This window comes from Pseudomonas costantinii (assembly GCF_001870435.1).
Lineage (GTDB): Bacteria > Pseudomonadota > Gammaproteobacteria > Pseudomonadales > Pseudomonadaceae > Aquipseudomonas > Aquipseudomonas costantinii.
The window spans coordinates 524,658-547,009 of the sequence record NZ_MDDR01000034.1; the positions used below are offsets into that span (position 1 = coordinate 524,658).

General features: G+C 59.1%; 18 protein-coding genes and 1 pseudogene. 9 read left to right on the forward strand and 10 right to left on the reverse strand.

Features of this window, described 5'->3' with window-relative positions; genetic code table 11:
* The first annotated feature begins 4 nt into the window (after positions 1-4).
* The 4 genes and pseudogenes from BFL40_RS17890 to BFL40_RS17905 all read left to right on the forward strand — a co-directional run bounded on the left by BFL40_RS17890 (position 5) and on the right by BFL40_RS17905 (position 7,069).
* Positions 5-4,393 carry an RHS repeat-associated core domain-containing protein gene (locus BFL40_RS17890; protein WP_235864701.1) on the forward strand — a complete coding sequence of 1,463 codons (4,389 nt, stop codon included), beginning with the start codon at positions 5-7 and terminating at the stop codon, positions 4,391-4,393.
* A 2-nt stretch (positions 4,394-4,395) separates the two neighbouring features.
* Complete coding sequence (locus BFL40_RS17895; RefSeq protein WP_071485223.1) at positions 4,396-5,109, forward strand: hypothetical protein; 714 nt, start codon at positions 4,396-4,398, stop codon at positions 5,107-5,109.
* 32 nt (positions 5,110-5,141) lie between these two features.
* Positions 5,142-6,641: pseudogene (locus BFL40_RS17900) on the forward strand (RHS repeat-associated core domain-containing protein); the annotation flags it as partial.
* An 8-nt stretch (positions 6,642-6,649) separates the two neighbouring features.
* Positions 6,650-7,069 (forward strand): hypothetical protein, encoded by a 420-nt coding sequence (locus BFL40_RS17905; protein ID WP_071485225.1) that lies wholly within the window; start codon positions 6,650-6,652, stop codon positions 7,067-7,069.
* Positions 7,070-7,167: 98 nt separating this feature from the next.
* Here the strand turns inward: BFL40_RS17905 and BFL40_RS17910 are convergent, their stop codons facing one another.
* The 3 genes from BFL40_RS17910 to BFL40_RS17920 all read right to left on the reverse strand — a co-directional run bounded on the left by BFL40_RS17910 (position 7,168) and on the right by BFL40_RS17920 (position 8,988).
* A complete protein-coding gene (locus BFL40_RS17910) occupies positions 7,168-7,443 on the reverse strand; it encodes an HU family DNA-binding protein (protein WP_003213368.1) in 276 nt (91 codons plus the stop codon).
* A gap of 191 nt (positions 7,444-7,634) precedes the next feature.
* Positions 7,635-8,783 carry an NAD(P)/FAD-dependent oxidoreductase gene (locus tag BFL40_RS17915; protein WP_071485226.1) on the reverse strand — a complete coding sequence of 383 codons (1,149 nt, stop codon included), beginning with the start codon at positions 8,781-8,783 and terminating at the stop codon, positions 7,635-7,637.
* A gap of 37 nt (positions 8,784-8,820) precedes the next feature.
* Positions 8,821-8,988: a rubredoxin gene (locus BFL40_RS17920; RefSeq protein ID WP_003213373.1), complete on the reverse strand. Its 168-nt coding sequence runs from the start codon at positions 8,986-8,988 to the stop codon at positions 8,821-8,823.
* A 195-nt stretch (positions 8,989-9,183) separates the two neighbouring features.
* Here BFL40_RS17920 and BFL40_RS17925 point away from each other — a divergent pair, with 195 nt between their 5' ends.
* Together BFL40_RS17925 and ubiA are read left to right on the forward strand one after the other, a co-directional pair.
* Positions 9,184-9,747, forward strand: a complete 564-nt coding sequence (locus tag BFL40_RS17925) for a chorismate--pyruvate lyase family protein (protein WP_071485227.1) — start codon at positions 9,184-9,186, stop codon at positions 9,745-9,747.
* The gene (ubiA, locus tag BFL40_RS17930) at positions 9,747-10,637 is read left to right on the forward strand and encodes a 4-hydroxybenzoate octaprenyltransferase (RefSeq protein ID WP_071485228.1); all 891 of its coding nucleotides are present in this window, start codon (positions 9,747-9,749) and stop codon (positions 10,635-10,637) included. The genes BFL40_RS17925 and ubiA overlap by 1 nt, the downstream gene beginning before the upstream one ends.
* Before the next feature lie 34 nt (positions 10,638-10,671).
* On the opposite strand, the gene BFL40_RS17935 is transcribed toward ubiA, so the two are convergent.
* A complete protein-coding gene (locus tag BFL40_RS17935; RefSeq protein ID WP_071485229.1) occupies positions 10,672-11,052 on the reverse strand; it encodes a COG4315 family predicted lipoprotein in 381 nt (126 codons plus the stop codon).
* 152 nt (positions 11,053-11,204) lie between these two features.
* On the opposite strand from BFL40_RS17935, the gene phoB reads away from it, so the two are divergent.
* From phoB to BFL40_RS17950, 3 genes are all read left to right on the forward strand, one after another.
* Complete coding sequence (phoB, locus tag BFL40_RS17940) at positions 11,205-11,894, forward strand: phosphate regulon transcriptional regulator PhoB (protein ID WP_003195617.1); 690 nt, start codon at positions 11,205-11,207, stop codon at positions 11,892-11,894.
* A gap of 82 nt (positions 11,895-11,976) precedes the next feature.
* The gene (gene phoR / locus BFL40_RS17945) at positions 11,977-13,263 is read left to right on the forward strand and encodes a phosphate regulon sensor histidine kinase PhoR (protein WP_218176563.1); all 1,287 of its coding nucleotides are present in this window, start codon (positions 11,977-11,979) and stop codon (positions 13,261-13,263) included.
* Positions 13,264-13,387: 124 nt separating this feature from the next.
* Positions 13,388-14,728: a hemolysin family protein gene (locus BFL40_RS17950; RefSeq protein ID WP_071485231.1), complete on the forward strand. Its 1,341-nt coding sequence runs from the start codon at positions 13,388-13,390 to the stop codon at positions 14,726-14,728.
* Positions 14,729-14,732: 4 nt separating this feature from the next.
* Here BFL40_RS17950 and BFL40_RS17955 read toward each other — a convergent pair whose 3' ends face one another.
* The 6 genes from BFL40_RS17955 to BFL40_RS17980 all read right to left on the reverse strand — a co-directional run bounded on the left by BFL40_RS17955 (position 14,733) and on the right by BFL40_RS17980 (position 22,075).
* A complete protein-coding gene (locus tag BFL40_RS17955; protein ID WP_071485232.1) occupies positions 14,733-15,395 on the reverse strand; it encodes a peptidoglycan DD-metalloendopeptidase family protein in 663 nt (220 codons plus the stop codon).
* A 141-nt stretch (positions 15,396-15,536) separates the two neighbouring features.
* On the reverse strand, positions 15,537-16,445 hold the full coding sequence (locus BFL40_RS17960) for a response regulator (RefSeq protein ID WP_071485233.1): 909 nt from the start codon (positions 16,443-16,445) through the stop codon (positions 15,537-15,539).
* 162 nt (positions 16,446-16,607) lie between these two features.
* Positions 16,608-17,369 carry a phosphate signaling complex protein PhoU gene (gene phoU / locus BFL40_RS17965; RefSeq protein ID WP_071485234.1) on the reverse strand — a complete coding sequence of 254 codons (762 nt, stop codon included), beginning with the start codon at positions 17,367-17,369 and terminating at the stop codon, positions 16,608-16,610.
* Between the two features lie 70 nt (positions 17,370-17,439).
* Positions 17,440-18,273, reverse strand: coding sequence for a phosphate ABC transporter ATP-binding protein PstB (gene pstB, locus BFL40_RS17970; protein WP_071485235.1), 834 nt, complete (start codon positions 18,271-18,273; stop codon positions 17,440-17,442).
* Positions 18,274-18,355: 82 nt separating this feature from the next.
* On the reverse strand, positions 18,356-20,026 hold the full coding sequence (gene pstA / locus BFL40_RS17975; RefSeq protein ID WP_071485236.1) for a phosphate ABC transporter permease PstA: 1,671 nt from the start codon (positions 20,024-20,026) through the stop codon (positions 18,356-18,358).
* Positions 20,027-20,041: 15 nt separating this feature from the next.
* Positions 20,042-22,075, reverse strand: a complete 2,034-nt coding sequence (locus tag BFL40_RS17980) for an ABC transporter permease subunit (protein ID WP_174555602.1) — start codon at positions 22,073-22,075, stop codon at positions 20,042-20,044.
* Positions 22,076-22,352: the final 277 nt, after the last annotated feature.

Consider the following 22,352-nt stretch of genomic DNA (forward strand, 5'->3'; position numbering starts at 1 on the left):
AGCCATGAGTGAAGACCTCTGGGCTGCCCGCGAAGGCGACGCGCTGCTGCATACCTCGGTGATGGCCGATATTCTCGGCGGTGTACTGGAAGTGGCGGCCTATGCGGCGATCACGACCGTTGGCTGCCTGGCCGTTGCAGGGGCGGTTTTCCTCGCGACCGGTGCGACCATCGCCACAGGTGGCGTTGCATTGGTTCTGGTCGTTGGGGCAGTCGTCGGCATCACCGCTGGGCTCACAGGGGCTGACCTGAAGATATCCAGTTGGTGCGAGTCCGCCGCCAACTGGGTGTTTCCGCCAGTGATCGATGCCTTTATCACCAGCGGCTCGGACGATGTATTCATCAACGGTAAAAAGGCTGCCCGGGCCGCTGGCAAGATGCTGGCTGTGCCGGTCGCGCCCAGCGAGCCGCCAGAGCCCAGTTTCCTGGACATGGCCGGGGAGTTTTTCTCGCAGATGTGGCGCCCCACCGTCGCCTCGCCCGCAGCCGGTACCGTGCCTTGCCTGCTTGATACCGTTGCATGCACCAAGCACCCGCCCATGCCCCTGCAATTCATTGCCGAGGGTTCCAGCTCGGTGTTCATCAATGGGCAGCCTGCGGCGCGCAGCGGTGATCGCAGTACCTGTGACGCGAAAATCGGGACGGCCAAGGGGCTGATCTCGCCGGATGTGCGCATCGGCGGCGAGACCATTGTGGTGCAGGAGATTCGCAGCGGGAAAACCCCCGGTGTGGGCCTGGCGATTGCCCTGGTGATGGCGTTGCGGGGCAACGTGAAATGTTTTTGGACCAAGCTGCCGTGCTTGATTGGCGGCATGCTGGTGGGTGGCGCCGTCTCTTACGCGACCAGCAAGGTCACCTCTGCGCTCAAGAGCGCCATCAACGGCTCGCCCAATCCGGTACACAGCGCGACCGGAGCCAAAGTCTTGGGCGGGGAAGAGGAGCTGGACTTCGTGCTGCCGGGCTTGCTTCCAATAGATTGGCAACGCTTCTACAGCAGCCTCGACACACGTCAGGATGGCCTGTTTGGCGCGGGCTGGAGCGTTTCGTATGAGGTGTCGGTCGAGCTAGACGCTGACGAAAACCTGTTCTACATCGATGAGCAAGGGCGCCGCCTGGAGATCGGCTACATCCCCTTGTCCGGCGGCGCGTTCGACCCGGGCGAAGGCCTTGCGGTCAGACGCAGTGGCGACGGCGCGGTATTGATCGAGAGCATCGACGGCCTGTACCGGCTGTTCGAACCGGACCCGCTGAACAGCTCGCGGATGCGCTTGCAGCTGCTGGGTGATCGCAATGAAGGGCGGATTTTCCTCGATTACGACACTCAAGGGCGGCTGTCTCGACTGCGCGACACCCATGATTTGATGCATGTAGAACTGAGCTATTCGGCCGAACACCCAAGGCGTGTGAGCCATATCGAACGGCGTTACCTGCGCCAGGAACATTTCGATGCGCGCAGTGATGTGCTCGTCAGTTACCGCTATGACAGCAACGGCAACCTGGCTGAAGTGTTGGACGTGCAAGGGACGACCCTTCGACGCTTTGCCTACGACGCTGGCAGGCGCATGGCCGAGCACCAATTACCGAGTGGTTTGCGCTGTTTCTACCAATGGGCCGAAGTACTTGGGCCAGATGGCCCGGAGTGGCGCGTCAGCCGGCACTGGACAGATGCCGGCGATGAATACACCTTCGACTACGATCTCGACGCCGGCATTACCCGCGTGACCGACGGCCTGATGCGGGCCAGCACGCGGCATTGGAACCCTCAGTACCAGATCACTCGCTACGTCGACAACCTGGGCCATACGTGGCAATTCGACTGGAACGAAGACCGCCAATGGGTGGGCGCAACCGACCCGAAAAACGGCCAGTGGCGCTTCAGTTATGACGAATCCGGCAATTTGAGTAGCGTGACCGACCCACTGGCCAGAAGCAGTGGCACACGGTGGCTCGCCCATTGGGCATTGCCCGAAGTCGAAACCGACCCGGCAGGCCACAGCTGGCATTACCGCTACGACCCGCGTGGCAACTGCATTGAAGAAATCGACCCGCTGGGCAACAGCACACGCTATGTCTACGACGGGTTCGGCCAGCCGGTTCGTATCATCGATGCCACGGAAAAAACCAGAACACTGCACTGGAACGAATGGAGCCAATTGGTCGAGGAAGTGGATTGCTCGGGTTATCCCACGCGTTATCAGTACGATGCGTTTGGCAATCGGGTGGTGCAAACCAATGCCGAGGGCGAGTCAGTGCGCTACCGGTATGGACCTCAGGGTCTGTTGCTTGAATGCCAGCTCCCGGATGGTCGCGTAGAGCAATTTCAACGTAGCGCCGGTGGTTATCTGACTGCCTATGTCGACCCCGCAGGTAGCACCACGCGCTATGCCTATGACGTACGCGGTCAGGTCAGGCAGCGCTGGGATGCGCATAACCGCACAGTCATGTTTGATCACGACGCCTACGGACGACTGCGCAAGCTGACCAATGAGAACGGCGAAAGCTACCGCTTTGAGTGGGATGCGGCCGATCGCATGGTGCAGCAGCAGGACCTTGATCAAAGTCGGCGCTGCTACACCTATGATCCGCTGGGTGACGTGATAGTCGTGGACTATCTGCCAGGGAGTGAAGGCGAACCGGTGCCCGCGCAGAGACACCAGCTTCAACGGGACCCGCTAGGGCGCGTGGTAGCCAAAGTTACAGCAGACGGCACCACCGTTTATGAGCATGATCAAAATGACCAGCTGGTGCGTGTCACCTTTACGGACCTTGACGGTCACCAGCAAACCCTAGCCTTCAGCTATGACGCGTTGGGGCAAGTGATTGAAGAACGCTCTTCGGCGGGGTCTGTACAGCGTCGTTACGACGAACTGGGGAATGTCATCCAAACCGGCTTGCCCGATGGCCGATGGCTGAACAGACTCTATTACGGTAGCGGTCACCTCCATCAGTTAAATCTCGACGGCCAGGTCATCACCGACTTCGAACGTGACCGGGTGCATCGCGAGCTACAGCGTACTCAGGGACAACTCAAGACGCGTACTGCCTATGACCGATGCGGACGTATTCGCTCGAGACAACGCAGTGAGATCGAACAACCGTGGCAGTTCCCCGCTCCGGTCCAAACCGACTACAGCTACGACACCGTTGATAACCTTATCGGGCGTCGTCGTATCACTTCGCACCAGAACAACCTGCACCAATTGGGCTATGACGGTACGGGGCGCGTTGTCGTCAGCCACCAATCGGATCACAGCGAAACTTATGCCTATGATGCCGCCGCCAATTTGCTGGATGGCGCACAGAAAGGCGGCTTGATACGGCATAACAGACTGCTCACCTTTCAAGACAAAAGATATCGATATGACGCATTCGGTCGAATGATCGAAAAACGCAGTACCGCACGCGGCGTACAACGGTTTGCCTACGATGCCGAGCATCGACTGGTAGAAATACGCAGCCAGAAAGGTGAGCGCGAAACACGGGTCAACATGACTTATGACCCACTTGGCAGGCGCATCCGCAAGGCAGAGTACGACAATAACGGGCACTGTCTCACAGATGTTCAGTTTGACTGGGATGGCCTACGGCTGCTCCAGGAGCGTCGCAACCATCAAACCAGCCTCTATGTTTATGAAGCCGGCAGCTATGCCCCCTTGGCTCGCGTCGATGGTATCGGCGAGCATCAGCGCCTTCGCTACTATCACAACGACCTCAACGGCCTGCCCGAGCAAATGACCGAGGCGGATGGAAGCACGGTGTGGCATGCCCGGTATCAAGTCTGGGGCAATACGACGCAAGAGACTCGTGAACCCTACTACATTGAAGAACAGAATTTGCGTTTTCAAGGTCAGTATCTGGACCGGGAAACAGGACTGCACTACAACACGCTCAGGTTTTATGACCCAGATATAGGACGATTCACGACCCAGGACCCAATTGGTCTCGCGGGAGGAATGAACCTATACGCCTACGGTACAAATCCGATTACTTGGATCGACCCGCTGGGACTTGCCGGGTGCCCAATCAGCAAAATCATTGGCAACGCAAAAAACGGAAAAGTCCGGCGTGGCAAGGATTATCACGGGCGATTGGGTAATGATCTGGAGCAACATGTTTTAAGTAGCCCTCAGGGCGTCTACCAGGCCAAAAACGGTAATCTGATCTTCCACAACGAGGGCAACATCGTGGTAACCCATGGCAAAGGCGGAGCCCAGGGAAATGTCATCACCAGCTATGGGCCGGGCGGAGCTCGTGGCGAAAGTGGTGCGGCGATTTACGGCGGAAAGTCGTCCGACCCTGGATTGCCAATAACGTCTGAGATGATTCTCAAAGGGGAAATCCCAAGACCTAATGGTGGGTTCATTCCCCCGGCGACAAAAATGGAAGGATTTTGAACATGTTGATCACCCCTGACATTGAGCTGATAGAAACCTCACAGGCCCATTATGGAGATGCGTCTGTCAGGTGGGTTTTTGACACCAACTCCTCCGTGGTTTGCTTGGATACCACAAGTAAACCTCAAACACGCTCTGAGCATTGGATTTCAGATAATTCAGACCTCTTCACATTCACTGAACACGGCGAGCTTGCAGGTTTGGAGCTTTGCGTACCGGGTGAAAATCATAGGGGCAGTCTCAGAATTGATAAGACGATAGTGGGACGAATCAACCTTCAGAGACAGATCTACAACGTCCCTCCAACCACGCTCAGAATGTTTGAGCCTCACAAACGACAACTTTCTTGCTTCATGCAGGCGCCCACAGAGAAGTTCAGCCTCACTCGGGTCAGCCTTCGGAAGGACTTCGCCATAATCCTGGCAGACAATCAGTACTTTGGTTTCGAACTGTCCAACCCCCTGGATTACCTGGTAAGCCAGCATGACGCTCCCATAGATGCTGTGAATCCCGCTGACACCCATGAGTATTTATTGATCGGCGCACTGCTTGAAATTGTGTCGGATAACACCGTCGCAGCACTGGATAACGACATGGCTTTAGTGGCGAATGAACTAAAAACAAAAATATTGCCGCACATTCAACTCATCAAAAGCCCCTCCAGGAAAAACGCAATGAAGTCGTCGCTGGAAGACTTCATTGACTACTACGCTTGAGTCCGAGCCCCCCTGAGTCCACACACTGATCCAATCGTTACGACGAACTGGGAAACCTGATTCAAACCGGCTTGCCCGACGGTCGATGGCTGAACCGCCTGTACTACGGCAGCGGCCACCTGCATCAGTTGAATCTTGATGGACGCGTCATCAGTGACTTCGAACGCGATCGCCCGCATCGCGAAGTGCAGCGCACTCAAGGTCAACTCAAGACGAGTACCGCCTACGATCGAAGTGGAAGGGTCCGCTCGCGTCAGCGCCGCAGCATCGACCAACCGTGGCAGTTACCACCCTTGGTCGAGACCGATTACAGCTACGACCCCAGCGACAATCTGATCGGGCGTCGTCGTACTGACCGTCAAGAGCACCTGGGCTACGACAGTACGGGCCGTATTCTTGCGAGCCATCAGGTGGGGCACAGCGAAACCTACGCTTACGATGCTGCAGCCAATTTGCTCGACAACCCAGTTCAAGGGGGCTTGGTGCGGCATAACCGGCTGCTCACGTATCAGGACAAACGTTACAAGTACGACGCCTTTGGGCGGGTGATTGAAAAGCGCAGTGCCGTTCGTGGTTTGCAGCGTTTTGTTTACGACGCCGAAAGTCGACTGGTAGAAGTGCGCAATGGAAACGGCAGTGTGGTCAGGATGACCTATGACCCACTGGGCCGACGCATCGAAAAAACCGAGCATGCCGCCGATGACCACCCACTCGGCGTGACGCAATTCACCTGGGATGGCTTACGCCTGTTGCAGGAACATAAACATAGCCAGACCAGCCTCTACATTTACCAAGACTATGGCTACGAACCCCTTGCCCGCGTTGACGGGACTGGGCCGTTGCAGAAAATCCGCTACTACCATAACGACCTCAACGGCTTGCCGGAGCAGCTCACCAAGGCCGATGGCCATGATGTTTGGCACGCGACTTATCAGGTGTGGGGTAATACGCGAGAGGAAGTGCGCGAAGCGTATTTTCTTGAAGAGCAAAACCTGCGCTTTCAGGGGCAGTATCTGGACCGGGAGACGGGGCTGCATTTCAATACGCTGAGGTTTTATGATCCGGAGGTGGGGCGGTTTACGACGCCGGATCCGATTGGCCTAAGCGGGGGGATTAACCTCTATGCCTATGCAAAAAACCCAATCGAGTGGGTAGATCCTCTTGGGCTGACTTGCACCAAGGCCTTTAACAAAAGACAAAATATTTCTAAAAGATGGGTAAGCAAGCTTTCGGGTAAAACGCCTGATCACATTGAAGCGGCGCTGCTGAAAAAAGGCTTTACCAAAAGCATCACAAACTTGAACACCAACAAGACCCAACACACTCAATTTACTAGGGTGACGAAGTCTGGACAGAACAAAGATGTCCTGGATTACCATCCGGGTGGCGGCGTCCACCAAGCCAGCTACTGGAAGGTTTACCGGAATGGGGAGGTCCAAGGACGTATTGCTCCCAAAGACTTTGTGAAGTACGAAAAAATTGTCGACAGTCCAGTGTATGTAGACGGCGCATTGATGAACGCGCCGAAATAGAGGTAGCTATGGAATTGACCCACGTAATAGTGCCAAAAACTTCTATCGGTGGAGTAACCATCGGAGAAAACATTAGTAAGGTACAAGCACGTTTATCAGGCAGATATAAAACCGAAAATGGCGCTCACTCTCTCACGATAGAAAACGGGTTAATCACGGCCTATCACGATGCTGATGGCATTATTTCTGCCCTCTCCTGCAACGCGGATTTCAAGGGTAATTTTGAGAACAGGCTATGGCCGGGAATGACGGTAGCCGATGTCCTAAAGCACTCCAGGCAGCAAGTGGCTTGGTCAGGTTTTGTACAAATAGATCAGATCAGCGGCGTAGGCCTCTCGTTGCCTGAGGAATGCGATGATTTTGATGCCTTGACCGATCATCTCGATCTCGACTTTGTATTCAACGAGCTCTGGGTCTACGTCTTTTAAAATTCTGTTCAACTAATAGCCACAAAAAATGGGCACCCGACCCAGTCGGCGTGCCCATTTCTTTTACCGCCCCGCCTCCCTTCGAGACGGTACCGCTGTTACGGGTTGACGCTGTCTTTGAGCGACTTGCCCGGCTTGAACGCAACGGTGTTGCTCGCTTTGATTTTCACAGGCTCACCCGTTTGCGGGTTTTTGCCGGTGCGGGCGCCGCGGTGGCGTTGCAGGAAGGTGCCGAAGCCAACCAGGGTGACGCTGTCCTTGCGATGCAGGGCGCCGGTGATTTCTTCGAGAACGGCGTTGAGTACGCGGTTGGCCTGTTCTTTGGTGAGATCCGCTTTTTCAGCGATGGCGGCTGCGAGTTCTGGTTTACGCATAAGTGAAGCCTCTTTGACGGTTTTTTGTTGTTATGTCCGTGCTGCTCTCTAACGGAGCAGCGCCCAAGGCGCCGCAGGCTCTACTCTGCGGCAGACGGGAGTGAGGATGGCATGCCCTCGCACGCTCCGCCAGTCTCGCGGCGACCTTTCTAGGGGGAAAAACGGGGTTATTCCGACAGAACGACCGGTATTTACGCCAGCAACGGCGGAAGTTCTTTGTTCAGGGCCAGTTTCTCCATGACGGCGGTACCGGTCAGCGCATAACCCAGCAGCCGGCCGTCGGCGTCGCGGCACAATGCCTTGATGTCGGCGCCTTGGCCTTCGACGCTCCATACACCTTCGGTGCCCCGTGGCGGTGGTGACACCACCAGCGGGCAGATCGGGGTTTTCACGGTGACCGGCATCGGCCCGTAACTGACGGCCGTGGCGTTACCGGCCAGGGTCTGGGCCAGGGCGCGGGCGCAGCTCATCAACGGCATCACGTACAGCAGGTTCAAGCCATCGACCTCGGCGCAGTCACCCAGGGCGTAGATATTGGCGTGGGAGGTCTTGAGGTGGCGGTCCACCGTGATCCCACGATTAGTTTGCAGACCGGCGGCGGCGGCCAGATCAACACGCGGGCGCAGGCCGATGGCCGAGACCACCAGGTCGCAATGGATCACTTCACCGTCCGACAGGTGCGCTTCCAGGCCATCTGCGGTGCGCTGCAGGCGATTGAGTACCGGGCCCAGGTGGAAGCGTGCGCCGAGGCCTTCCAGCCCGGCTTGCACCGCTGCGGCCGCCGCCGGATGCAGCAGGGTCGGCATGACTTGCTCGCACGGCGCCACCAAGTCGATTTCGTAGCCACCGAGGATCAAGTCGTTGGCAAACTCGCAACCGATCAGGCCGGCCCCGAGCAACAGCACGCGGCGTTTGCCCGCCGCTGCGGCGCGAAAGCGTGCGTAGTCTTCAAGGTCGTTGATCGGGAAAATCAGTTCAGCCGCATCGCCTTCAACCGGTACACGCACGGTTTCTGCGCCCCAGGCCAGGATCAGGTCACGGTAGACCACCGCTTCTTCGCCGATCCACAGGCGCTTATGGCCCGGGTCAATGCCGCTGACGCGGGTGTGGGTGCGCACTTGGGCCTTGAGTTGCTCGGCCATGGCGCCGGGTTCAGCCATGCTCAGTCCATCGGCTTCCTTGTTCTTGCCAAAGCCGGTGGAGAGCATGGGCTTGGAGTAAGAGCGCCCGTCATCCGCGGTGATCAGCAGCAATGGGGTCTCGCTGTCGAGCTTGCGAAACTCCCGGGCTACGTTGTAACCGGCCAATCCTGTGCCGATGATCACGACAGGTGCGTTCATTCCTTTCTCCTTGTAGTACGTATCTTAAATTTTCAGATCAGCCGATTTCGATCATTTCGAAATCCATTTTGCCCACGCCGCAGTCCGGGCACAGCCAGTCTTCCGGAACGTCTTGCCACAGAGTACCTGGAGCGATTCCGTCATCCGGCCAGCCATCTTTCTCGTCATAGATCAGGCCGCAGACTACACATTGCCACTTCTTCATTACTTGCTTCCTCAGGGTCCAGGCATCTTGGCCGACGGTCGATAGACCCGCGTTGCCGTGCGGCTCAGGGCGTTTTGTACTGATCGGGGCCGGCAGATGCAAGCGCGATCGACGCATGGGGCCGGTTCAGCCCGGCAAAAGATCAGGACGCCATGGTAAGCTCGCCGCCTCTTTTGCTGCCAATACTGACTCACCGTGCCGCATTCAACCGCCCTTCCCGATGCTTGCCAATGGCTGACCCAGAGCCTTCTGAGCCCATTGCCTGCGCCCTTGGCCCTCAATTGGCTGTTCAACGAAGGCTCGCTGACGCGGCGGCTGACGTGGCTGTCAGACGACGGCTTCAGCGTGACGCCACTGTTCGAAGGCTGGCAGCCGTTGCGCGATGATGAGTGCACGGCACTGGGCATGGCCCCGGCCACTGTCGGTTGGGTGCGCGAGGTGTATTTACGCGGGCATGGCCAGCCGTGGGTGTTCGCCCGCAGCGTAGCCGCGCGCAGTGCCTTGCAAGGCGACGGCTTGCACATGGACGAGTTGGGCAGCCGCTCACTGGGCGAGCTTCTGTTTTGCGATCACGCGTTCACCCGCCAGGCGATCGAAGTGTGTCACTACCCACGGCAATGGTTGCCAACCGTCGATCAACTCGACGGGCTGTGGGCGCGTCGCTCGCGCTTTGATCGCGGCTTGCTGAGCGTGCTGGTAGCGGAAATTTTCTTGCCGAGCTTTTGGCACGCACTCCATGACCATCCGGAGAACTGCTGATGTATCAACGTCTGCTCAAATCCTTGAACCGCCTGAACCCCAGGGCCTGGGATTTCATTCAGTTGACCCGCATGGACAAGCCGATCGGCATCTACCTGTTGCTATGGCCAACGCTCTGGGCGCTGTGGATTGCCGGCAAAGGCTCGCCATCCCTGGCTAACATTGTGATTTTCGTCCTGGGCGTCACGCTGACCCGTGCCGCCGGTTGCGTCATTAATGACTGGGCCGACCGCAAGGTCGACGGCCATGTGAAGCGCACCGCGCAACGCCCTTTGGCCAGCGGCAAGATCAGCTCCAAAGAGGCCTTGGTGTTCTTTGCGGTACTGATGTTGATCAGCTTCCTGTTGGTACTGCTGACCAACTCCATGACGATCTGGCTGTCTTTGGGCGGCCTGGCACTGGCGGTCAGCTACCCGTTCATGAAGCGCTACACCTATTACCCACAAGTGGTATTGGGGGCGGCTTTTTCGTGGGGCATGCCGATGGCGTTCACCGCCGAAACCGGCCACCTGCCTGCCACGGCGTGGCTGCTGTACATCGCGAATCTGCTGTGGACGGTGGCCTACGACACGTATTACGCGATGACCGACCGCGATGACGACTTGAAGATCGGCGTGAAATCCACCGCCATTCTATTTGGCGACGCCGACCGAGCAATCATTCTGACCCTGCAAGGCTTGGCACTGGTTTGCCTGCTGCTGGCGGGCATGCGGTTTGAGCTGGGGGGCTGGTTCCACCTTGGGCTGCTCGCGGCGGCCGGGTGTTTCGCCTGGGAGTTCTGGTACACCCGGGACAGGGATCGGCTGAAATGCTTCAAAGCGTTTTTGCATAACCACTGGGCGGGGTTGGCGATTTTTGTCGGGATTGTGGCGGACTACGGTTTTCGATGAGGGGCCAGGCCCCTCACCATTTACCCGGGTTTAATTAAGGCTTGGCGACCTTCCAGGCCCCGTCCATTTTGCCCTCACCGGTCATGTCACCCGCCTTCTTGTCCATGACGAAGGTGTAGAGCGGCTTACCGTCATAGGCCCATTGGCTCTTTTCGTCGTCGCGAGTGATCACGGTCCACTTACCCATGGGTTTGTCAGTGGAGGCAGCGCTCAGCGGTGGCCAGTTGGTAGCGCACTTGTCGTTGCACATGGACTTGCCACCGGCATCCTTGGCAAAGGTGTAGAGCGTCATGCCATTGTGATCCACCAACATCCCGTCTTTAGTCATCGCAGGGTCCGCCGCAAATGCCAGTGTCGGCAGCGTTAACGCGGCCGTGACCAGCAGGGCTTTCCAGGAAAAAGTACTGTGTGTCATGGGAACCTTCCTTTTGTGGTTGTCAGGATTCGGACCCAAAGCGTAGTCCAGAGAGGCGCCAATTGCCTGAGCGACTAAATTACTGTCACACGACTGCAATAATTCCGTTATCTAATGCGGCGCAAGACAGTTAAATGACAAGAGGATTTAGCATGGTTGGCAGGAGCATTCTGATCGTTGACGACGAAGCGCCCATTCGCGAAATGATCGCCGTTGCGTTGGAAATGGCCGGCTATGACTGCCTGGAGGCGGAGAACTCCCAGCAGGCCCATGCCATTATCGTCGACCGCAAGCCGGACCTGATCCTGCTGGACTGGATGCTGCCCGGCACCTCCGGCATCGAACTGGCTCGGCGCCTCAAGCGTGATGAGCTGACCGGGGATATCCCGATCATCATGCTCACCGCCAAGGGCGAAGAGGACAACAAGATCCAAGGCCTGGAAGTCGGCGCCGATGACTACATCACCAAGCCGTTTTCCCCGCGGGAACTGGTCGCGCGCCTGAAAGCCGTACTGCGCCGCGCCGGCCCTACCGATGGCGAAGCGCCGATCGAAGTCGATGGCCTGATCCTGGACCCGATCAGCCACCGCGTGACCATCGACGGTAAACCGGCCGAAATGGGCCCGACCGAATACCGCCTGCTGCAGTTTTTCATGACCCACCAGGAACGCGCCTATACCCGCGGCCAGTTGCTGGACCAGGTGTGGGGCGGCAACGTGTATGTGGAAGAGCGCACTGTGGACGTGCATATCCGTCGCCTGCGCAAAGCCTTGGGCGATGCCTACGAGAATCTGGTACAAACCGTGCGCGGCACCGGCTACCGGTTTTCCACCAAAGGCTGAGCCAGCCCTTCCCTTTCCTTAACAGCTGACAAGGACGCATGTTTAAGTGAACCAGAACTGGCATGGCACCCTGATCCGTCACATGCTGCTGTTGATCACCGGCTGCCTGCTGGTCGGCCTGATCAGTGGCTATTACGGCTGGAGTCTGGCCGTCGGTATCGGCCTTTACCTGGGCTGGACGCTCAAACAACTGCTGCGCTTGCATGAATGGCTGCGCCAGCACAAACCCGACGAAGCACCACCCGACGGCTACGGCCTGTGGGGCGAGGTGTTCGACAGCATCTACCACCTGCAACGCCGCGACCAACGAGTACGCGGGCGCCTGCAAGCGGTGATCGACCGGGTGCAGGAGTCCACCGCCGCGCTCAAAGACGCGGTGATCATGCTCGACAGTGATGGCAACCTGGAATGGTGGAACCGCGCCGCCGAGACCCTGCTGGGCCTCAAAACGCCTCAGGACAGTGGCCAGCCGGTGACCAACCTGGTGCGCCATCCGCGCTTCAAGGAGTACTTCGAGCAGGAGAACTACGAAGAAGCCCTGGAAATCCCCTCGCCCACCAACGACCGCGTGCGCATCCAGCTGTACCTGACGCGCTACGGCAACAACGAACACTTGATGCTGGTGCGCGACGTGACCCGCATCCACCAGTTGGAACAGATGCGCAAAGACTTCGTGGCCAACGTCTCCCATGAGTTGCGCACGCCGTTGACGGTGATCTGCGGCTACCTGGAGACGCTGTTGGACAACGTCGACGAGATCAACCCGCGCTGGAGCCGCGCCCTGCAACAAATGCAGCAGCAAGGCTCACGCATGCAGACCCTGCTCAACGATCTGCTATTGCTGGCCAAGCTGGAGGCGACCGATTACCCGTCGGACAATCACCCAGTGACCGTACAAAGCCTGTTGCAGACCATCAAGAACGATGCCCAGGCCCTCTCCGGCCAGCGCGGGCAGCAGATCACTCTGGAAGCCGACGCGGCGGTACTGCTCAAAGGCAGTGAGGGCGAATTACGCAGTGCGTTTTCCAACCTGGTGTTCAACGCGGTGAAGTACACCCAGGACAAGGGCAATATCCGCATTCGCTGGTGGGCCGACGAACACGGCGCGCACCTGAGCGTGCAGGACTCCGGCATCGGTATCGACGCCAAGCACCTGCCGCGCCTGACCGAACGCTTCTACCGCGTCGACTCCAGTCGCAACTCCAACACCGGCGGCACCGGGCTCGGCCTGGCCATCGTCAAACACGTGTTGCTGCGCCACCGTGCACGGCTGGAGATCAGCAGCGTGCTGGGCCATGGCAGCACCTTTACCTGCCATTTCCCACCGACGCAGGTGACCCGTTCGCGGGTGGTCGACCAGGACGCCTAGCGCGCCGCCCGGCAACCGACACTAGGCAAGCGACCCGTCAGCCGCTACATTGGCCGACTTGCGCCTGCCTTTCAGGCCCACCTGTCACCCCTTATTGAACACACGGAACCTGCAAAACCCCATCATGGACCCTTCCCCTGGTATTACCCTCGCTACACTCTTCGCCGACTTCGGCATGATTCTTTTTGCACTGATCCTGGTACTGCTCAACGGCTTTTTCGTTGCGGCGGAGTTTGCCATGGTCAAACTGCGCGCCACCCGGGTCGAGTCCATCGCCCACAAGAACGGTTGGCGCGGGCAGATCCTGCGCACCGTGCACAGCCAGCTCGACGCCTACCTGTCTGCCTGCCAGCTGGGTATCACCCTCGCCTCTCTGGGCCTGGGCTGGGTCGGTGAGCCGGCTTTTGCGCATATCCTTGAGCCGATGCTGGGCGCCGTGGGCGTGCAATCGCCGGAAGTGATCAAGGGCGTGTCGTTCTTTGCCGCCTTCTTCGTGATCTCCTATCTGCACATCGTGGTTGGTGAGCTGGCGCCCAAGTCCTGGGCCATCCGTAAACCCGAGTTACTGTCGCTGTGGACGGCGGTGCCGCTGTACCTGTTCTACTGGGCCATGTACCCGGCGATCTACCTGCTCAACGCCAGCGCCAACACGATCCTGCGCATCGCCGGCCAAGGCGAGCCTGGCCCGCACCATGAACACCATTACAGCCGCGAAGAACTCAAGCTGATCCTGCACTCCAGCCGTGGCCAGGACCCAAGTGACCAAGGCATGCGCGTACTGGCTTCCGCCGTGGAAATGGGCGAGCTGGAAGTGGTGGACTGGGCCAACTCCCGGGAAGACCTGGTGACCCTGGACTTCAACGCCCCGCTCAAGGAAATCCTCGCGCTGTTCCGCCGCCACCAATTCAGCCGTTACCCGGTGTATGACGCCGTGCGCAACGAGTTCGTCGGCCTGCTGCACATCAAGGATCTGCTGTTGGAACTGGCGGCCCTGGACCACATCCCCGAATCGTTCAACCTGGCCGAGCTGACCCGTCCGCTGGAGCGCGTGTCGCGGCATATGCCGTTGTCGCAGTTGCTGGAGCAGTTCCGCAAAGGCGGCGCGCACTTCGCCTTGGTGGAAGAAGCCGACGGCAAGATCATCGGCTACCTGACCATGGAAGACGTGCTGGAAGTGCTGGTCGGCGATATCCAGGACGAACACCGCAAGGCCGAGCGCGGCATCCTGGCCTACCAGCCGGGCAAACTGCTGGTACGCGGTGACACACCGCTGTTCAAGGTGGAACGCCTGCTGGGTGTCGACCTGGACCACATCGAAGCCGAAACCCTGGCGGGCCTGATCTACGACACCCTCAAGCGGGTGCCGGCAGAGGAAGAAGTGCTGGAAGTGGAAGGCCTGCGGATCATCATCAAGAAGATGAAAGGGCCGAAGATCGTGTTGGCCAAGGTCCTGCTGCTGGATTAACGCCTCAATTGCCCAACGCAAAGTTGGGCAATGTGCCTACCGGCTGGTTGAACTCATACGGGATCGACACCAGCCCCGCCTCGGTCGCGCGCTGCACCACAAAGTGCAGATGCGGCCCGCTGCTGTTGCCGGTATTGCCCGACAGCGCCAGTGGGCTGCCCACCGCCACACGCTGCCCAACCCTGACACCGACCGACCCTTGCTTGAGGTGCAGGTACACACCCTGTGTGCCGTCATCGTGGCGCACCCGCACAAAATTCCCTGACGCATCGCCGCCACGCCCGGACTGCTCATTTTCGGTTTTCACGACCACACCGCTACGCGCCGCAATAATCGGCGTGCCTTCGGGCATGGCGATATCCATGGCGTAGCGACTCTTGGCGTCGGTGTGGCTGAAGCTGCCATTGGGGCCTTGGGTCAGGCGAAACGGGCCGCCGCGCCAGGGAAAGGGATAGCGATAGGCTTGCTGTGGGTAAAGGGGTTGGGGCCTTTCAAGCACCGGTCGCTTGATCTTGCGCTCCTGGATGACGAACGCTTGGGCACCCGGGGTTTGCCGGTCACTGAAAAACACCACGCCATTGGCATCGGTGGATTTGTAGAGGGTCATGGCCAAGGTTGAAGTAGTAACCGTGGCCAACCCGCAGCACAGCAACAAACGCATGAACATGGCGTGAACCTGCCGGGATGACTGAACGGCAGGCTAGCAGGCGTTGATGACAACTCAGAGTAATACGACCTTGTGGTCGGAGGGCTTGTCGTGGCGAGGGGGCTTGTCCCCTCGCCACAGGTACTGCGTTGAGTCTCAGCGTTACGCGCCCGGCACAAAGTGCTTCTGCGCCGTACCGCGCGCGATCAGGCGGGAGATGTAGTCGAGCTTTTGCGCATCCTGGTCGATAAACCGGAAGGTCAGTTGCAGCCAGTCGCTGTCAGGCTTGGGCTCGTAGGCGACGATCGCGTGCAGGTAGCCATTGAGGCGGGCAACTTCGGCGTTGTCGCCTTGCTCAAGGTCCAGCACCGCGCTTTCCAGTACCTGAGGCAGGACTTCACCGCGACGCACCACCAGCAGCGCTTCCTTGATGCTCAGCGCCTTGATCACACATTGCTGGTTGCCGCTGGACAAGCGCAGCTGGCCTTGGCCACGACCGCCAGCCGGTGCCGCTGCAGGTGCCTGCACCGGCGGGCTGTTGAGCAGGCCTTTGCTTGGCGCGGGGGCAACCGCCGCAGCGGGGGCCGAACGCACCGCTTCAGGCTTGCCACCGGTGAGGGCGCTCAGGGAATCATTGCCGAAGGCCGAATTCATCTTGGTCGGCGCGCTGGCGATCAGCGCGTCGAGGCGACCGATCTTGTGCAGGGCCTGCTTAACCTTGTTCAGCAACTGCTCGTTGGTGAACGGCTTGCTGACGTAGCCGGAAACACCGGCCTGGATCGCCTGAACCACGTTTTCCTTGTCGCCACGGCTGGTCACCATCACGAACGGCATGGCCTTGAGATGGGCTTGCTCACGGCACCAGGTCAGCAGTTCAAGGCCGGACATCTCAGGCATTTCCCAGTCGCACAGCACCAAGTCGAACGTCTCGCGCATCAGGATGGCCTGGGCCTTTTTGCCGTTCACCGCGTCTTCAATCTTGATCCCGGGGAAGTAGTTGCGCAGGCACTTCTTCACCAGGTCGCGGATAAACGAGGCGTCATCCACCACCAACACACTGACTTTACTCATCGACCCTTCATCCTATAAACGGCACGCAAGACGCCTGACTGATGGCATTTTGCCAAAACTTGGTAGTCACAGCGGGACTTTATTGCTCCTGCTGCGCAAAAATTCAGAGGCCACAAACGAAAACGCCCGGCCAAAGGCCGGGCGTTAATTTCTCGGGCAACCTTACTTATCGTCAGATTCGCCCGGAACATTAGGGATTAGGTCGGCTGTGCCTTCAACTTCGGCCTTCATGCGCTTGAGGCCCATGTGCCGCACGTCGGTACCGCGAACCAGGTAGATCACCAGTTCCGAAATATTGCGCGCGTGGTCGCCGATACGCTCCAGGGAGCGCAGCACCCAGATAATGTTCAAGACCCGCGAGATAGAGCGCGGGTCTTCCATCATGTAGGTGGCCAGCTCGCGCAGCGCGGTTTTGTATTCGCGGTCGATGATTTTGTCGTACTGAGCTACCGACAACGCCAGTTCGGCGTCGAAACGGGCAAACGCGTCCAGCGCATCACGGACCATGTTGCGCACCTGGTCACCGATATGACGCACTTCCACGTAGCCACGTGGTGCCTCGCCTTCCTCGCACAACTGGATGGCGCGGCGGGCGATCTTGGTGGCTTCGTCGCCGATGCGCTCCAGGTCGATCACTGACTTGGAGATGCTGATGATCAAACGCAGGTCGGAGGCGGCCGGCTGGCGACGGGCAAGAATGCGCAGGCATTCTTCGTCGATGTTGCGTTCCATCTGGTTGATCTGGTCATCGATCTCACGCACTTGCTGGGCCAGGCCCGAGTCGGCCTCGATCAGCGCGGTGACTGCGTCGTTAACTTGCTTCTCCACCAGCCCACCCATTGCCAGGAGGTGGCTGCGCACCTCCTCAAGCTCGGCGTTGAACTGCGCGGAGATGTGATGGGTAAGGCCTTCTTTGCTAATCATGTGGGTGTCCTTGGAGCGTCCGGTAAGGTGCGCAGAGCGCAGCATTCAGTGCAATCAGAACCACCGCGTACTAGCCGTAACGACCGGTGATGTAGTCTTCGGTCTGCTTCTTGGCCGGGTTGGTGAACAGGGTATCGGTGTCGCCGAATTCCACCAGTTTGCCCATGTACATGAACGCGGTGTAGTCGGAAACCCGTGCCGCCTGTTGCATGTTGTGGGTCACGATGACGATGGTGAACTTGGATTTCAGTTCGTAGATCAGCTCTTCGACTTTCAGCGTCGAGATCGGGTCGAGTGCCGAGCACGGTTCATCGAGCAGAAGCACTTCCGGCTCCACGGCGATGGTACGGGCGATCACCAGACGCTGTTGCTGGCCGCCGGACAGGCCGAGTGCCGATTCGTGCAGGCGGTCTTTCACTTCGTCCCACAGCGCCGCGCCTTTAAGCGCCCACTCAACCGCTTCATCGAGGATGCGTTTCTTGTTGATGCCCTGGATGCGCAGGCCGTAGACCACGTTTTCGTAGATGGTCTTGGGGAACGGGTTCGGCTTCTGGAACACCATGCCCACACGGCGACGCAGCTCGGCCACGTCTTCGCCCTTACGGTAGATGTTGGTGCCGTAGAGGTTGATCGCGCCGTCTACGCGGCAACCATCGACCAGGTCGTTCATGCGGTTGAACGTACGCAGCAGCGTGGACTTACCGCAGCCGGACGGGCCGATAAAGGCGGTCACGCGCTGTTTGGGGATGTTCATGCTGACGTCGAACAGCGCCTGCTTTTCACCGTAGTACAGGCTCAGGCTCGGCACTTCGATGGCCACGGTTTCCTGGGCCAGGCTCAGGCTCTGCTTGTCGCGACCCAGGGCAGACATGTTGATGCCGTGGGTGTGGGTTTCATGTTGCATGGGATGCTCCCTGTGCTACCAATTCGTTTCGTTGAACCGCCGGAGGCGGCTTACTCAAATTCTGTGTCTGGCGCAGGCCCACTTAACTGTCCAGCGCTTTGTATTTCTCACGCAGGTGGTTACGAATCCACACCGCCGACAAGTTAAGCGTGGCGATCACCAGCACCAGCAACAGCGCAGTGGCGTACACCAACGGTCGTGCGGCTTCAACGTTAGGACTCTGGAAGCCGACGTCATAAATATGGAAGCCCAGGTGCATGATCTTCTGGTCCAGGTGCAGGTACGGGTAGTTACCGTCCAGTGGCAGCGACGGCGCCAGTTTCACTACACCTACCAGCATCAGCGGCGCCACTTCACCAGCGGCACGGGCCACGGCGAGAATCATGCCGGTCATCATCGCCGGGCTGGCCATCGGCAGCACAATCTTCCACAGCGTTTCCGCCTTGGTCGCGCCGAGTGCCAGGGAGCCTTCGCGGACGGTGCGAGGGATCCGCGCCAAGCCTTCTTCGGTGGCCACGATCACCACCGGCACTGCCAGCAGCGCCAGGGTCAGCGAGGCCCACAACAGGCCCGGGGTACCGAAGGTCGGTGCCGGCAGGGCTTCGGCGAAGAACAAACGGTCGACCGAACCACCCAGCACATACACGAAGAAGCCCAGGCCAAACACGCCGTAGACAATGGCCGGTACACCCGCCAGGTTGTTTACCGCGATGCGGATCACCCGGGTCAGGGTGTTCTGCTTGGCGTATTCACGCAGGTACACCGCCGCCAGCACGCCGAACGGGGTCACGATCATCGCCATGATCAGGGTCATCATCACGGTGCCGAAGATGGCCGGGAAAATCCCGCCTTCGGTGTTCGCTTCCCGTGGGTCATCGCTGAGGAATTCCCAGACCTTGCTGAAGTAGAAGCCGACCTTGGTCATGTAGCCCATGGCGTTCGGCTGGTAGGCGTGCACCACTTTGCCGATGCCGATTTCCAGTTCTTTGCCGTTGGCGTCGCGAGCGGTCAGGCTGTCACGATTGAACTGCGTGTGCAGGTCAGCCAGGCGCGCTTCGATGTCCTTGTAGCGGTTGTTCAGCGCGACGCGGTCACTTTCCATATCTGCCTGGGCGGTGGCGTCAAGCTTGCCTTCCAGCTCCAGCTTGCGACCGTGCAGGCGGATGCGCTCCAGTCCGGAGTTGATCGCGCCGATATCGGTTTTTTCCAGGCTCTTGAGCTGGGCAGCCAGCTTGTTCACGCGGTCGACACGGGCTTGCAGCTCCGGCCACGCCGCTTCGCCTTCGGCAATGACCTTGCCATCCTGCTTGACGTTGACCAGGGTGCCGTAAAAATTGCCCCACTCGCGACGCTCGATGGCCATCAGCTCCACCGGCTTGGTCTGGTCTTTCAACCACTCGCCGACGATCCAGGTGAAGTCGTTGCCGTTCAAGTCCCGGTTGCCGACCTTGATCAGCTCGCGGGTCATGAATTCCGGGCCTTGGTCCGGCACGGGCAGGCCAGCGCTTTTCAGGCGCTCGCGTGGCACTTCTTCTTTCTGCACCACTTCGCCGATGACGATATGGTTTTCCTGGCCCGGTACGTTGTAGTTGGCCTGGATCAGGTCGGCCGGCCAGAAGTGGCCCAAACCACGCACCGCAATCACAGCCAGCAAACCAATGGTCATGATGACGGCGATGGACACCGCGCCACCGCTGATCCAGACGCCGGGGGCGCCGCTCTTGAACCATCCATTCAGGGAGTTCTGTTTCACAGACTTCTACCTTTCTTAAAGCGACGAGTATTTCTTGCGCAGACGCTGACGAATCAGCTCGGCGAGGGTGTTCATGATGAAGGTGAACAGCAGCAGCACCAGCGCCGAGAGGAACAGCACGCGGTAGTGACTACCGCCCACTTCCGACTCCGGCATCTCCACTGCGACGTTGGCCGCGAGCGTTCGCAGGCCTTCGAACAGGTTCATCTCCATCACCGGGGTGTTACCGGTGGCCATCAACACGATCATGGTCTCGCCGACGGCGCGGCCCATGCCGATCATCAGCGCCGAGAAGATGCCCGGGCTGGCGGTCAGGATCACCACACGTGTCATGGTCTGCCACGGCGTGGCACCCAGGGCCAGGGAGCCCAGGGTCAGGCCTCGCGGCACGCTGAACACGGCGTCTTCGGCGATGGAGTAGATGTTCGGGATCACCGCGAAACCCATAGCCAGGCCAACCACCAGTGCGTTGCGCTGGTCGTAGGTAATCCCCAGGTCGTGGGAGATCCACATGCGCATGTCGCCGCCGAAGAACCAGGTTTCCAGATATGGGCTCATGTACAGCGAGAGCCAGCCCACAAACAGAATGACCGGGATCAGGATCGCGCTTTCCCAACCATCGGGAACACGCAGGCGGATCGACTCAGGCAAGCGGCTGAACACAAAACCGGCGACCAGGATGCCAATCGGTAACAGCATCAACAGGCTGAAAATCCCTGGTAGATGCCCTTCGACATACGGCGCCAGGAACAGGCCGGCGAAGAAGCCGAGGATCACCGTCGGCATTGCTTCCATCAGTTCGATCACCGGCTTGACCTTGCGGCGCAGGCTCGGGGCCATGAAGTAAGCGGTGTAGATCGCGGCGGCAACGGCCAGTGGTGCGGCCAACAGCATGGCGTAGAACGCGGCTTTCAGCGTACCGAAAGTCAGCGGTGCCAGGCTCATTTTAGGTTCGAAGTCGGTGTTGGCCGCGGTCGATTGCCAGACGTACTTAGGTTCGTCGTAGTTTTCGTACCAGACCTTGCTCCACAACGCGCTCCACGAGACTTCCGGGTGCGGGTTATCCAGCAACAGCGGTTGCAGCTTGCCGCCGGCTTCGACGATCACACGGTTGGCCCGTGGTGACATGCCGAACACGCCTTGGCCGTCGACTACCGGGTCTACCAGCAAGGTGCGGTGGGCGGTGCTGTGGAACACGCCAAACTTGCCGGAAGCATCGAGGGCGGTGAAGCCTTTCCGACGTTCTTCAGCGGTAATTTCGACGATCGGCGCGGTGCCCATCTGGAAAGTACGGATCTGTTTCAGACGCTGCTCGCCATCCGGGTCACGGGCCATGAACCACTGGGCCAGGCCACCCTTGGAGTTACCGACGATCAGCGAGATACCGCCCACCAGCTGGGTGCTGGCTGTGATTTCGGCGCTGCCATCTTCCAGCAGTTTGTAGCGACCGTTGAGGCTCTTGTCGCGCAGGCTGAATACATCGGCCAAAGCACGGCCGTTGATCACATACAGCCATTGCTGGCGTGGGTCGATGAAGATCGCCTTCACCGGCTCAGTCATTTGCGGCAGCTCGATACGCTTCTGCTCGCTGGTGACTTCGCCGGTCATCATGTTTTCTTCGCGGCTCAGGGCCAGCACGTTCAAGTACGAGCCAGCGGAACCTGCCACCACCAGCGACGAGTCGGTGGCGTTGAGCGCGACGTGCTCCAGCGGGCGACCCTGCTCGTCGAGGACGATCGGCGTTTCACCGTAAGGGTATTCAATCGCAGGGGTAATGGTTTTCTTGCCGTCCGGGTAGGACACCTTATAAGTGTGGCGGAACACCAGGGACTGGCCATTGGACAAGCCGAGGATCACCAACGGGCTGCCCGGCTGATCTTCACCGATAGATGCAACGCTTGCGCCAGCGGGTAGCGGCAGGTCAACACGCTTGAGCTCAGCACCGGTGTCCACATTAAAGAACAGTGCCTGGCCCTTGTCGGAAACCCGCATGGCGACTTGGTTCTGTTCTTCGAGGGAGATCATCAACGGCTTGCCGGCGTCCTGGATCCACGCAGGCGTCAAAGCCTCTTCCTTGGTCAGCGAAGCACCTTGAAACAAGGGCGCAACGACATAGGCGAGGAAGAAGAAGATCAGGGTGATGGCGCCGAGGACGGCGAGGCCGCCGATCAACACGTACCAACGGGTCAGGCGATCTTTGAGCGCGCGAATGCGGCGCTTGCGTTGCAGCTCAGGCGTATTGAAATCAATACGCTTGGGGGGAGAAGTCGTCGTCATGGTGGAATTGGCCAGATCATTCATGCGCACACCCTAGCGATCCTGTATG